General features: G+C 39.8%; 12 protein-coding genes and 1 tRNA gene. 3 read left to right on the forward strand and 10 right to left on the reverse strand.

From position 1 onward, the window contains the following. Positions 1 to 18: 18 nt before the first annotated feature. The 9 genes from purN to KHY58_RS04700 form a co-directional block, all read right to left on the reverse strand. Positions 19 to 642 (reverse strand): phosphoribosylglycinamide formyltransferase, encoded by a 624-nt coding sequence (gene purN / locus KHY58_RS04660; protein WP_004698011.1) that lies wholly within the window; start codon positions 640 to 642, stop codon positions 19 to 21. After that, the gene (gene purM / locus KHY58_RS04665) at positions 635 to 1,696 is read right to left on the reverse strand and encodes a phosphoribosylformylglycinamidine cyclo-ligase (protein ID WP_004697997.1); all 1,062 of its coding nucleotides are present in this window, start codon (positions 1,694 to 1,696) and stop codon (positions 635 to 637) included. Before purM ends, purN begins: the two co-directional genes overlap by 8 nt. Further along, positions 1,683 to 3,101 (reverse strand): amidophosphoribosyltransferase, encoded by a 1,419-nt coding sequence (gene purF / locus KHY58_RS04670; RefSeq protein WP_004693726.1) that lies wholly within the window; start codon positions 3,099 to 3,101, stop codon positions 1,683 to 1,685. Before purF ends, purM begins: the two co-directional genes overlap by 14 nt. Before the next feature lie 11 nt (positions 3,102 to 3,112). Further along, entirely contained in the window at positions 3,113 to 3,841 is a 729-nt protein-coding gene (purC, locus tag KHY58_RS04675) for a phosphoribosylaminoimidazolesuccinocarboxamide synthase (protein ID WP_004693728.1), read from the reverse strand. A 102-nt stretch (positions 3,842 to 3,943) separates the two neighbouring features. Further along, entirely contained in the window at positions 3,944 to 4,435 is a 492-nt protein-coding gene (gene purE, locus KHY58_RS04680) for a 5-(carboxyamino)imidazole ribonucleotide mutase (RefSeq protein WP_008715455.1), read from the reverse strand. Positions 4,436 to 4,868: 433 nt separating this feature from the next. Then, complete coding sequence (locus tag KHY58_RS04685; RefSeq protein WP_004693734.1) at positions 4,869 to 5,309, reverse strand: hypothetical protein; 441 nt, start codon at positions 5,307 to 5,309, stop codon at positions 4,869 to 4,871. Positions 5,310 to 5,320: 11 nt separating this feature from the next. Beyond that, a complete protein-coding gene (locus tag KHY58_RS04690; RefSeq protein WP_118091015.1) occupies positions 5,321 to 5,767 on the reverse strand; it encodes a hypothetical protein in 447 nt (148 codons plus the stop codon). Positions 5,768 to 5,794: 27 nt separating this feature from the next. Then, complete coding sequence (locus KHY58_RS04695) at positions 5,795 to 6,370, reverse strand: xanthine phosphoribosyltransferase (RefSeq protein ID WP_004693737.1); 576 nt, start codon at positions 6,368 to 6,370, stop codon at positions 5,795 to 5,797. Positions 6,371 to 6,624: 254 nt separating this feature from the next. Continuing rightward, positions 6,625 to 7,530: a LysR family transcriptional regulator gene (locus KHY58_RS04700; RefSeq protein WP_004693739.1), complete on the reverse strand. Its 906-nt coding sequence runs from the start codon at positions 7,528 to 7,530 to the stop codon at positions 6,625 to 6,627. 267 nt (positions 7,531 to 7,797) lie between these two features. Between KHY58_RS04700 and KHY58_RS04705 the strand changes: the two genes are divergently transcribed. The 3 genes from KHY58_RS04705 (at position 7,798) to KHY58_RS04715 (ending at position 13,245) form a co-directional block, all read left to right on the forward strand. After that, complete coding sequence (locus KHY58_RS04705) at positions 7,798 to 11,538, forward strand: phosphoribosylformylglycinamidine synthase (RefSeq protein WP_118091016.1); 3,741 nt, start codon at positions 7,798 to 7,800, stop codon at positions 11,536 to 11,538. Between the two features lie 165 nt (positions 11,539 to 11,703). Further along, a complete protein-coding gene (locus KHY58_RS04710) occupies positions 11,704 to 12,939 on the forward strand; it encodes an FprA family A-type flavoprotein (protein WP_278472312.1) in 1,236 nt (411 codons plus the stop codon). A gap of 215 nt (positions 12,940 to 13,154) precedes the next feature. Continuing rightward, positions 13,155 to 13,245 (forward strand) — tRNA-Ser (locus KHY58_RS04715). 97 nt (positions 13,246 to 13,342) lie between these two features. Here the strand turns inward: KHY58_RS04715 and mmuM are convergent. Beyond that, entirely contained in the window at positions 13,343 to 14,368 is a 1,026-nt protein-coding gene (mmuM, locus tag KHY58_RS04720; RefSeq protein WP_341458540.1) for a homocysteine S-methyltransferase, read from the reverse strand. Positions 14,369 to 14,409: the final 41 nt, after the last annotated feature.

Genomic DNA, 14,409 nt, shown 5'->3' on the forward strand with positions numbered 1-14,409 from the left:
TCTTCCTTTGCTTACACATCAATCTTCAATATATACAACACGACCTTTTATAGTGAGCTTATCCTCACAAAATAGTCGTAATACCTCTTTATATGTTTTATGTTCAATAGGCAATAATCTATCACTCAGAGTATCCTCTGTATCCTCCGGTAATAAAGGAACCGTATTCTGCATAATGATAGGTCCTGTATCCATTCCGGCATCAACAAAGTGTACCGTACAACCGGTTACCTTTACGCCCGCATCAATAGCTTGTTGATGTCCATGTAGTCCCGGAAAGGATGGCAACAAGGCAGGATGGATATTTAAAATTCTATGCTCATAGTGCTCAATCAATGGAGCCCCTACAATGCGCATATATCCGGCCAAAACGATACCATCTACCTTATAGGGCTCTAACGCATCTAACTGAGCCTGTTCAAAGCTAGCTTTAGAATCATAGTCACTACGCTCGATGACAATGAGTGGAATATTCCAAGGTTTAGAACGTTCAACAATCCCTGCATCACTGTGATCTGTAATGATAACTACAAACTCACCATTAATATATCCTTCTTGCATGGCTTTATAAAGGGCTTCCCCATTGGATCCTCTACCGCTTGCGAATAGAGCTAGACGCTTTTTAGCTACGGAACTAGTCATTAAATACCGCCCCTTTTACAACAACTGGACCTTCGCCTTTAACGATATGACCAATTTCATATACCGCTTCATTACGACTTTCAAGATTTGCCTTTACTCGATCCACATCCGCAGCGTCCACTATGAGAATCATGCCAATACCCATGTTAAAAGTACGGTACATTTCATGCCAATCTACATTGCCCCATTCTTGTAGCTTTTCGAATACAGGAAGACGAGGCCATGTATCACAATCGACCTCTGCCGTTACTCCTGCCGGTAAAACGCGAGGAATATTTTCATAGAAGCCCCCACCCGTAATATGAACCATACCTTTAAGTAGGCTTTCTTTAATCAACGGCAATACAGCTTTATGGTATAAGCGCGTTGGCGTTAATAATTCTTCTCCCAGTGTTTTGCCAAATTCAGGAATATCTTGACCAATGGAGAAACCCTTGTGATCAAATACAATTTTACGAACTAACGAGAAACCATTAGAATGAACCCCAGAAGATGGTAACCCAAGAATAACGTCTCCTGCCTTGATACTTTCACCAGTAATCAATTTAGGACGATCTACGATACCAACGGCAAAACCAGCTACATCATAATCCTCATCATCGTAGAAACCTGCCATCTCAGCAGTTTCACCGCCTAGTAAAGCGCAGCCTGATTCTTCGCACGCCTCAGCTACACCGCGTACGATATCCGCCACTTTTACAGGCTCTAGTTTGCCAACCGCAATATAATCAAGGAAGAATAAAGGTGTAGCACCTTGTACGAGGATATCATTAACACTCATAGCTACACAGTCTTGACCGATAGTATCATGTTTATCCATCATGATAGCGAGACGTAATTTGGTGCCCACCCCATCTGTACCAGATACGAGCATAGGATCAGACATAGCATGACCAGCTAAGGAATAGAGTCCCCCAAAACCACCTAAATCACCAACAACACCCGGTGTATACGTCCGTTTAACAGATTCTTTCATCAGTTCTACGGCGCGATTACCTGCATCGATATCAACACCTGCATCACGATAGGTTAAACTATTTTTATTCGAGCACATATTTGACCCCTTCCTCTTGGTCCGCAGGAACCGCTACACTATAATCACCATTGAAACATGCAAAACATAAATCATCTGGCTTTACATCAGATACAGCACGACATAGGCCTTCACGAGACAAGTAATGTAATTTATCAGCCTTGATAAAATCTCTAATTTCATCCACTGTATGAGTAGCTGCTATAAGTTCTTTACGCACTGATGTATCAATGCCATAGTGACAGGAATACTCAATAGTTGGAGAACTAATACACATATAAATCTCTTTAGCACCAGCCTCTTTTAGCATTTTTACAATGATACCACTCGTAGTACCGCGCACAATAGAATCATCAATAAGGACGATACGCTTACCTCCAACAATATGTGGCAATGCATTTAGCTTCATACGAACAGCTAATTCTCGTTCCTCTTGATTTGGTTTAATAAAGGTACGGCCGCTATAACGGTTCTTAACTAAACCTTCCGCAAAAGGGATACCCGATGCACGAGCATAACCTAATGCAGCTGTTGTACCGGAATCCGGAATGGACATTACGATGTCTGCATCATACTTAGTTTCGTTATATAGTTCGCGGCCCATATTTAGCCGAGATTGATATACGGATTGACCATCGATATGACTATCGCCACGTGCAAAATAGATGTATTCAAAGACGCAAAGTTTTTTGTCGATTTTTTCTGGTTCCGCATAGATAGTACTACGCACACCAGAGTCATCGATGATAACCATTTCACCAGGATCTATATGACGAATAAACTCTGCCTTAATCGCATCAAAAGCACAACTTTCACTAGAGAGCACATAACCATTTTCAGTTTTACCTAAACAAAGTGGTCTAAATCCTTGAGGGTCTCGTACACCTACTAAAGAGTCGTTCGTAGTAATGACTAAAGAGAACGCCCCTTCAATTTGACGCGCCGCATCGGCAATCCGTTCCGCTTGTGTTTCTGCTTTAGAACGGGCTATCAAGTTCACGATAACCTCAGAATCCATCGTCGTTTGAAAGATGGAACCATCGGCTTCGAGACGTTTTCGAATAGATAAGGCATTCGTTAAGTTTCCATTGTGAGCCACCGCAATTTGACCGCCTTGGTAGTGAATAACCAAAGGCTGGATATTACGCGGATTATTGGATCCAGTCGTAGAGTACCGCACATGACCAGTCCCCATATAGCTTGGCAAAGATGGTAATTCTTTGATAGCCTCGGTCAACAAGCCCATGCCTTTTTTCAGTTCCACATCATGACCATCGGTAACAGCAATGCCCGCACTTTCTTGACCACGATGTTGGAGAGCAAATAGCCCCCAATATACATAGCGTGCTACATCAACGGTCCTATCATAGATGCCGAACACACCACACTCTTCGTGCCATTTATCAAAAACAGAATCGTAGTTCATCTTCCCCCCTATTAGGCACGCTCACCTGTAAGACGGAATAACATTTCCTTATATGCTTCTTCAATATTACCAAGATCTCGACGGAAACGGTCTTTGTCAAGTTTTTCACCAGTTGTAGCATCCCAGAAACGGCATGTATCAGGAGAAATTTCATCACCCAATAAAACTTCACCATTATGGGTACCAAATTCTACCTTGAAATCTACAAGGGTCACATTTTTAGTAGCCAAAAATTTCTTCAATATATCATTTACCTTTAAAGTAATTGTAGAAATTACATCAAGTTGTTCTTGAGTAGCCCAACCAAGTGCTGTGATTTGGGATTCATTGGCAAATGGATCGCCTAGTTCATCATTTTTGTAGCAGAATTCAAGGATTGGATGTTTAAGTGGAGTTCCTTCTTCAATGCCAAAGCGTTTAGCCATAGAGCCAGCCGCAATATTACGAACAATAACTTCAAGAGGAACTATTTTCAATGCAAGTACTGTTTGGTTGCGATCATCTTCACGACGAACGAAATGAGTTGGTACGCCTTCTTTTTTCAACAATTCAAAGAAGAAAGAGGAAATTTTATTGTTCAAAACACCTTTTCCAAGAATGGTATCATGTTTCTCGCCATTAAATGCAGTGGCATCATCTTTGTAATGAACGATGTACTCATCTTTGTTATCTGTTGCATATACTTGTTTTGCTTTGCCTTCGTACAATAATGTTAATTTTTCCAAATCGATGTTAGCCATGATCTTTCTCCTTTATCATAAATTAATGATACAAACTATGTAATAGATATCTAAATAAACTGTTTTTCTTAACCAATATTTAATCGCCGATGATTTACATGATTAAATATGAATAGCACCTTGTAATTCTGCATTGTCTGCTAAGACTTTTTCAGCCATATCTTTACGATATTGTTGATATTGTTCTTTCAGGTCTTTATTGAAAGCTGCTCCAATTTGTACTGCAAAGAGCGCTGCATTTTTAGCACCATCTACAGCCATGGTTGCTACAGGCATGCCAGATGGCATTTGTACAATAGCAAGTAGAGAATCAATACCTTTTAATGCGGTTGCATTAAGTGGGATGCCGATAACTGGTAGTGTAGTAAAGCTCGCCACTACACCAGGTAGGTGAGCCGCTGCGCCTGCACCAGCAATAAAAGCGATAGCCCCTTCATCTTCAAGTCGTGTAACAAAATTCTTTACAGCCTCTGGGGTACGATGAGCTGAGGCAATAACCATTTCATAGGGAATGTTAAATTCATCAAGTACGGCAGATGCTTTTTTCATTGTGTCCAGGTCAGACTTGCTGCCCATGATAATACCGACCTTCATAGATCCTCCTAATAAAAAAGCCCAGCCAAAACAGACTGGGACAAATACGCGCAAATAGCCTCCGTAGACTTGCTTTGAGTTTGTTGATTTGCATAGTTCACGGTGCTACCTCCTTCTTGTACTCAAATTGTAACACCTAACATTTACAAAATCAATACTATTTTCGAATATTTTTTTATTAAATATTTTTATCATTCGTTATATTCCGAACTATTATAAAAATATAGATTGCATCATATAAAATAATTTTAAATAAATCTGTAAAATAAAATACTGCCTTTTCAATCTTATAATAACACAAACTTACTCTATCAATTAAAATATTTATATGTTTTTTCTTATCCATACAAAAAGAGGATAACCCATTTATAAACAGGTTATCCTCTTTTCATAATTCCGAACATTAGATCACTTAACTTGTATCTATTATTGATTAGTGAGTACCACTTTCAAAGGCAGCCTTCAATTCACCTACAGATTCTGGAATATAATCTACGATAGAAGACATCAACGCATACATCAATGCAGGCTCGAACGCATCATCACCACACATATATACGCAATCCAAGTATAGGCTAGAATCTTGTTCATCAATATATAGTTTGTAATTTTTATATGTCGCATTGTCACGATTAATTAATGCATTCAAGGCATTCATATTTTGTGCTGTTACCTTTTCAGGGCCTAACACTAAACGAACTACACTATAAATACTGTTATCGAGAATGACGAATAAAGGCATATCCCATAAAGGAGACTTGATATAAGAACGATATACTACTGTACCGTCTTCATCATCAAAATCCTTCCGTTCAAAAGATATGATTTCTTCTTCTTTCAAAAACTTATCAAATAATAAGGATTTAGGATTCATAACAACCTCTATTAAGCTAAGCCAGCTACTTTAAGAATATCTTTATGTACAGCATCTAAATGCGGTTGAATAACTTCAAGCAAAAGATTCACTACTACAGTAGGATCAAATTGTTCATTCAAACATGGTATAGACACATCCATATAAATGTTATTGTCTTCAACGCTCACGTAATATTTAGATATCTTGTAATCTTGATTTAACGTGTTAAGTTCTTTCAATACCGCAGGAATCACTTTTCTATCAATAGATGTTGTTGTGATAGCGATGCGTACATAGGTGAACGCAGAATCGTCTACAACGATAAACACAGGCAAGCTATGCTCATGAACATCCAAACGACCATGATATACAACTGTGTTAAGATCGTCTGTCATTTCTTCCTTTGTAAACCAAGTGTTACCGCCTTTATTAAGGTCAGCAACGAGTAAGTCGAATTTTTCTGCTTTTTTATTCATAATTCCCTCTAACAATAATCAGACTAATTAGTCTTCGATAAACACACAACCATTATCTTTGAATTCTTTAATGCGAACTAAAGACTCTACACGGTAGCCCGCATTTTCCAAGCGTTCACGACCAGGTTGGAAGGACTTTTCAATAGCAATCGCCATGCCTACTACTTCATCACCTGCGTCTTGAACCAACTTAGCAAGGCCCATAGCCGCCTCACCAGACGCCAAGAAATCGTCGATAATCAACACTTTTTCGCCAGCTGGTAAAAATTTTTTAGAAATAGTGATATCATAATTCTCTTCTTTTGTATAAGAGTACACAACACTATGATATACATCATCTACCATAAGGATGGATTTTTTCTTACGCGCAAATACCAATGGCACGTCTAGTTCAAGCGCGGCCATCAACGCCAACGCAATACCAGATGCTTCGATGGTAACAATACGTTGTACACCTGCATCACGGTAACGATCCGCGATTTCTTTACCAATCGCCTTAAACAATTGTGGATCGATTTGATGGTTTAAGAACCCATCTACTTTCAGCACTCGATTATTGAGGACAATCCCCTCTTCACGAATGCGTTCTTTTAATAATTCCATGTGCTCATACCTCCGCATAACTATCTTTAAATTTTAACGTAAACAACCCCTTAGGGTCAACCTATATCTAGTAAAAGTCTTATAATATAACCCATAAATATCATTGCAAATAAGACTTAAATATTTCATATATGAATTATATAACTCAACTGCTTTATAGGAATATAATATAGCACGGTAAAACTCACACTAATATATAAAAAGACACACTTTAAGAAAGTTTCCTAAAGTATGTCTTTAAACATGTCTTTTTCTTATAAAACTTTATCTCGAGTACTTTCACGATTAACTAGTAAGGACGTAAATCTTGCAGCCCCTTCAGATTGAGGAACCAAACGTGAACGCACAAGCACAATGTCGCGTGTTGGTACCGGAATATCTGTATCGATGCGCACAATAGTCCCTTCTTGCATTTTTTGTTGTACCACATGATTAGGCAACATGGAAATACCCATATTGATTTCTACAAGATCTAGTAATACATCGACGCTACCCAATTCAAAGCGAGGCTTACGACAAGCACCATGTGTTACATCGTCAAAGAATGTACGACTAGCAGAGCCTTTATGCAAGAGTAAAATAGGCTCGTTAAGAAGGCGCCCTTGATCAAAGAATCCTGCCCCTTTATAGTCAGGGCCCCCAACAAAGACGTCTTGAATGGTAGCTAACGTAGTTACCTCTAGCTGAGGATTATCTCTCAAGCCCTCATAATCATTAACCACAGCTAATTGCGCCTCTTTATTGAGTACTAATTCTACACAATCAGGAGACGGACGATTGATAATATGTAAGCCAATTTCACTTTCTTGTAATTGCCATTTGTGGAAATAAGGCAATAGGAAATGGCGACACAAAGTATCTGTGGCAGCCAAATTTAAACTTTCATAAGCTTGGCTAACCCGTTCTTGTAATTGGGTAACACCATTATCAAGAATAGAGAAAGCTTTAGCTACCGTATCAAACAATTCTTTACCTTCTGGCGTGAACCCTACAGATTTTGTAGTACGCACGAAGAGAGGCATATTAAGTTCTCCTTCTAATTGTTTAATACTTTGACTGATGGCGGATTGGGACACGCCTAATTCTTTTGCGGCACGGGAAAAAGATAAATATAAGCCTACCCCTAGAAAGGTTCTATATAAATCTGCAGATACTGCCATTTTATTCACCTCTGTTATATACTAATAGTAACGTCTTACTTTTAAATACACATATCATTACCCTATTATAACTATAGACTCTCAATATATAATGAATATGTAGAAATCTTCATGAAAGTTAGGTCTTATGACCTTCATGAACTTTTCATATTTATTAGTATTTCTAATCTTTTCATTAGTAAGATTATCTTTACTTATAAGTCTAGACCGACTATACTTAATTTGTCAATATCCCATAGGGAATTATATACATTACAGGAGGCTACAATGGCTATACAACGATTATTCGTAACAAAACGAGAATCTTTCAACCTAGAAGCGCAACGCATGTTACAAACCTTACAACAGGAATTATCTATGCCTGCTACAGCTGTGACTATCTATGAGCGATACGACATCGAAAATTTAGATGCAAAAGATCTAGAGTCTGCTAAAAATTTAATTTTTTCTGAACCTCCTGTAGATACTGTATTAGAAAAAATTCCAAATGTACAAGGCTTTGTATTTGCTGTTGAATATGTGCCAGGTCAATACGATCAACGTGCTGATAGTGCAGAGCAATGTATTTCTATGCTCACCCTCACATCCGGCCACATCGTGCGTTGTGCTCGCGTATATGCTATCGAAGGCACCTTTACAAAAGAACAAGAAAATACCATCAAGGCCTACTACATTAACCCTGTTGATTCCCGCGAAGCGAGCCTTGACGTGCCAAACACCTTAGCTCTCGATTTAGAAGATCCAAAACCGGTGGCAACAATCGATGGATTTACTACGATGAGCGATGATGATTTAGAAGCTCTCATCAAGAACTATAGCCTTGCTATGACATTGGCAGACCTTCAAATGATTAGACAACAATACGCAGAGGTGGAGCACCGCGATCCTACGATTACAGAAATTCGCCTCTTTGATACATATTGGTCTGACCACTGCCGTCACACTACCTTTATGACAGAATTGACGGATATCACTATTGAAGACAGTCGCTTTACAGGCTCTATAAAGGAAGCCCTCGAAGAATATATGGAAGGCCGTGCTGAGCTCTACACGACTAAGAAAAAAGCTCGCTCCCTCATGGACATGGCTACATTGGCTGTAAAAGAATTGCGCCACGCTGGAGGACTTACAAATCTCGATGAATCTGATGAAATCAATGCATGTACAATCATCGTCCCTGTCGATGTAAATGGCAAGACTGAAGAATGGTTGTTACTATTCAAAAACGAAACCCATAACCACCCTACTGAAATCGAGCCATTTGGTGGCGCAGCTACCTGCTTAGGTGGTTGCATTCGCGACCCATTGAGCGGTCGCGCCTATGTATACCAAGCTATGCGCATCACAGGCTCTGGCGATCCACATACAAGACTTGAAGATACATTGGAAGGCAAATTACCACAAAGAAAGATTACCCAAGAAGCAGCTCGTGGTTACTCCTCTTACGGCAACCAAATCGGCCTTGCTACAGGTGAAGTAAAAGAATATTACCATCCTGGCTACGTAGCAAAGCGCATGGAAATCGGCGCAGTTATCGGTGCTGCACCTCGCAACCAAGTTCGCCGTGAGGTACCAGTTGCAGGCGATGTGGTAGTATTGCTAGGTGGTAAAACTGGCCGTGATGGCTGTGGTGGCGCTACAGGTTCCTCTAAAGAACATACCGTTGAATCTCTATCCACATGCGGTGCAGAAGTCCAAAAAGGCAATGCTCTTACAGAGCGCAAAATCCAACGTTTATTCCGTCGTGGCGAAGTAACGACACTTATCAAACGTTGTAATGACTTCGGTGCAGGTGGTGTATCTGTCGCTATCGGTGAACTAACTGATGGTGTATCAATCAATCTCGACTTAGTCCCTAAAAAATATGCTGGCCTCGATGGTACAGAGTTAGCCATCTCTGAATCCCAAGAGCGCATGGCCTGTGTCATCGATGCTTCTGATGTAGAGGCATTCAAAGCATACTGCGACGAAGAAAACTTGGAGTGTACAGTTGTGGCAGAGGTAACTGATACAAATCGCCTTGTTATGAACTGGAATGGCGAAGCAATTGTAGATATTAGCCGCGACTTTTTAAATACAAATGGTGCCAATCAACAACAAGAAGCTATCGTAAAAGCTCCTACAGATCGATCCTACTTCTTACGTGGTTCAGCTAGTGCAGATAACTTCAAGGAAAAATGGCTCGCAGCCGTATCCGATTTAAATGCAGCATCCCAACAAGGCTTAGCAGAACGCTTTGACAGCACTGTGGGCGCCAATACAGTCCTCATGCCATTCGGTGGCAAATTCCAAAAAACGCCTACCCAAGGCATGGTTGCTAAATTACCGGTTCTAAACGGTGAAACTACAACGGCTAGTATTATGACTCATGGTTTTGTGCCTGAGTTATCTGCATGGAGCCCTTATCATGGTGCGCAATATGCAGTACTTTTATCTGTAGCAAAATTAGTAGCTCTTGGCGGTCGCCGAGAAGACGCATACTTAACATTACAAGAATATTTTGAACGCCTCAACTCTAAAGAATCTTGGGGTAAGCCAGTAGCAGCTTTACTTGGTGCTTATAAAGCACAAAAAGAACTTGAAATCGGCGCTATCGGCGGCAAGGACTCTATGAGCGGTACATTTATGGATCTTACCGTTCCCCCTACCCTCGTATCCTTTGCGGTTGGTACAGCTCATGTAGATAATATCGTGAGCCAAGACCTTAAAGGCGTGGATCACCGCCTCGTATTCTTCGATGTACCTCGTACATACGATGACACCCCTGATTGGGATCGATTCAAAGAAAACTGCGATACACTACAAGAACAAATTGAAAAAGGTCGCGTTTACTCTGCCTATGTAGTTGATCAAGGCGGCATTCCTGAAGCAGTCACTAAAATGGCCCTTGGCAACAATATTGGTGTTAAATTCGATAAATACGCTGAACGTGGTATCTTCCAACCAGCTCTTGGTTCCTTCATCGTTGAAGTAGATATTACGGCTGTTAATTATCTTTTAGAATTACCTGATGTGAAAGTTATCGGTGTAACCCAAGCCACCCCTGTTATCGAATGGGAAGGACAATCTGTTTCTCTCAAAGAAATACAAGCTGCTTATGAAGCACCTCTAAACGATATTTTCCCTATGCATGCACCAAACGGCTTTGGTGAAGCAGTCGCTTACATTCATGATCAACACGCTAAACCTCGCAGCGCCTCCCTAGGTGCCAAACCAAAAGTTCTTATTCCAGTATTCCCTGGCACAAACTGTGAATTTGACTCTGCTCGCGCCTTTGAACGGGCTGGTGCAGAAACAGATATCGTGCTTATCCGCAACCAAACTTCAGAACAATTAAAAGAATCTATCGACGTAATCAAAGCTAAATTAGCAGAGTCTCAAATTCTTATGTTCCCAGGAGGTTTCAGTGCCGGTGATGAGCCAGATGGTTCTGGTAAATTCATAGCCACTCTCTTCCGCAACCCATACCTTGCAGAAGGTTTAGAAAACCTCTTGTACAAACAAGATGGCCTTGTATTAGGTATTTGTAACGGCTTCCAAGCGCTCATCAAGTTAGGCTTATTACCTGGTGGACATATTGAAACGTTAACTGCAGATCATCCTACATTGACATACAACACGATTGGTCGTCACTTGTCTCGCATGGTCAATACGAAAGTTATTTCTACAAAATCCCCTTGGATGAGTGATGCCAAGGCAGGTGAAATTTACACGGTACCAATTTCTCACGGCGAAGGTCGCTTTATAGCTTCTCCTCAACAAGTGTTAGAGTTCAATAAAACTGGCCAAATTGCTACACAATATGTAGACTTTGATGGTATCGCCTCCATGGATAGTCGCTTCAATCCTAACCAGTCTGTAGCTGCTATCGAAGGTATTTATAGCCCTGATGGTCGCGTATTCGGCAAAATGGCACACTCCGAACGCTGTGGTGCAGGCATCAGCAAAAATATTCCTGGCCAATTAGAAATGCCAATCTTTACATCTGGTGTAAAATACTTCAAATAATTGGTCACTATGAACTTTCATGTGAAAGCCTACTTCTTCAAGTAGGCTTTTTCAATATTGATTTTTTTCGAAAATATTAGTATTATAAATTGATACTATATTTACAGACATGAGTTCTCATGTAAAGCTATACATACCTAGTGTGGGTTAAGAAAGGATTTTATTATGCATTGTGCTCAGAAAATGACTCATAATATCTACTGGATTGGTAGTAATGACTGGACAACAGAACGTTTCGAAAACTTATTTCCTATTCCAAATGGTGTTAGCTATAACAGCTATTTCATCGACGATGAAAAAACTTGTGTGGTAGACTCTGTAGATGCTGAAATTCGTGAAGAGTACTTCGACAACTTGACTCACCTCTTAAATGATCGTGAACTTGATTACATCGTCGTAAACCATATGGAGCCTGATCATTGCCAAACATTATTAGAAACATTGGAACGGTATCCAAATTGTAAAATGGTAGGTAATGCTACAACATTCCGCATGTTTGAGCAATTCTATAACACTCCAAAACCAGAACAATACCATCAAATTAAAGAAGGCGATGAAATCTGTTTAGGTAAACATACTTTGGTTTCTTACACTATGCCTATGGTTCACTGGCCTGAAGTAACTTGTACATACGAAAAATCTACAGGCACATTGTTCTCTGCAGATGCTTTTGGTACATTCGGTACAGTTAATGGTAATATCTTTGCTGACCAAACCGATTTCGTAGCTACATACGAAGAAGAAGCTCGCCGTTACTATACAAATATCGTTGGTAAATACGGACCACAAGTACAAAATGCGCTTCGCAAAATTTCTAGCCTTGATATTAAACGCATTGCTCCACTTCATGGTCCAATCTGGCGCACCCCTGAATCTATCCAATATATCACACACAAATACTTACATTGGTCCAGCTATACAGCTGAGAAAAAAGGTGTTGTTATCGCTTTTGGTTCCATGTACGGCAATACTCGTGCTATTGCTCAACAATTGGCTAAACAACTCTCCAAACGTGGCGTTACAGATATCAGAATTTACGATGTTTCCAAAACTAATGCTTCCTACATCATCTCCGATGCTTGGAAATATACTAACTTGGTAACTATCGCACCTACATATAACTTGAATCTATACCTTACTATGGAAAACTTTATCCATGAATTAAAAGCCCTTAACTTCCAAAACCATAAGGTTTCCATCATCGGTAACCACTCTTGGGCTTCCGCTGCGATGAAAACAATGGTTTCCCATTTCGAAAATGACTTCAAAGACATTGAAATCGTTTCCGAACCACTAGATATCAAATCCTCTTTGAAAGAAGAAGATCTTCCATTAATTGAAAAAATGGCAGACGATATCAAAGCATCCATTGAAGCTGCTGAAATTAAAGACGTATTCTAATACAAGAGCCGCCTATTTAGGCGGCTTTTCTTTTTATATACCAGATTTTATACGCCTAAAACCAAGCTATGATTTTTGGTTTATATCCATTTATTGAGATCAAATACTATATTTTAAAAGCCTTGTAAATATGCAATAATTCTACTATTTTTTGCTTGACATAAATCTAACTTTTTCATATACTATACAAGTACCTGTTACACAACAGAATACATGGAGAGGTGTCCGAGCGGCTGAAGGAGCATGATTGGAAATCATGTGTGCGGTTATCCCGTACCCAGGGTTCAAATCCCTGTCTCTCCGCCATAGTAAAAGCAGTGCTTTCGCACTGCTTTTTTTATTTGCATATAAAGAAAAAGCTATTCGAATTATACTCGAATAGCTTTTTGTATATCAAACTATATTAGTTATGAATTTTCTTTGCAATATCACCGATAATTTCAGGTGTTGTTCTACAACAGCCACCAATGATTTCAGCTCCAGCTTTTCGCCATACCTCAACGTAGTCTACAAATGATGCAGCATCGCCATACCAAGTTTTAGTTTTACTATCATAGCTTTCACCAAGATTAGGATATACAGCAATCGGTTTATCTGTAACAGTACGAATATCTTTTATCAATGATTCTACATATTCCGGTTTAGTACAATTAATGCCAATCCCCGTAATAGGATGTACCTTGTCGATCATTTGTGCACATTTAATAATGGTTTCGCCACTAGAAACATGATGCCCATCCTTACAGGAAAAAGAAATCCACCCGGGAATACCTTTTGATGTAAACGGATCAGACATAGCTCTCGCAATAGCAATCGCTTCAGCATAAGACGGTATGGTTTCAAAGGATAATATATCTGGATGCTCTTCGCAGAACAATGCTAGCCGTGGAATATGGAATATCTCTAGATATTCTGTTTGCACATCAGGATAACCACGGTATTCAGAGCCATCCGCCAAGAAAGCGCCATAAGGACCTACAGAAGCTGCCACCAACGGTTTAGGTAACGCACCTTCAGAAAAATATCTAATTCCCTTAGGAGTCTCTTCACCAAGCGTAATTCCACGCAATGTAAGTGCCCCACTCGCCTTTGCTTCTAAAAACTCATTACGAGCTTGCACGGCTAAACGAACAGATAGTTTAACGAGCTCTATCGCTTCTTCCGTTCCATAACCTAAACCTTTAAAGCCTGCTACTGTCGCTTGATAGCCAGAGCTTTGAATGATATCGGCACCCGCAGCTAAATAAGAAATATGTATTTTCTTGATGATATCTGGCTGATCCATGAGAACCTTAGCAGACCACAACTTATGTTGAATATCACAGCCATAACGCTCTAATTCGGTCCCTAAAGCTCCATCTAAGACGAGGGCTCCCTTTTCCTTAATAATATCTAAAAATGCACTTCGTTTAGCCATCATATCACCCATTCTATACATACCTCATATAACACGAGGCTTACCTAGCATAT

Source organism: Veillonella parvula (assembly GCF_018366295.1).
Lineage (GTDB): Bacteria > Bacillota > Negativicutes > Veillonellales > Veillonellaceae > Veillonella > Veillonella parvula_P.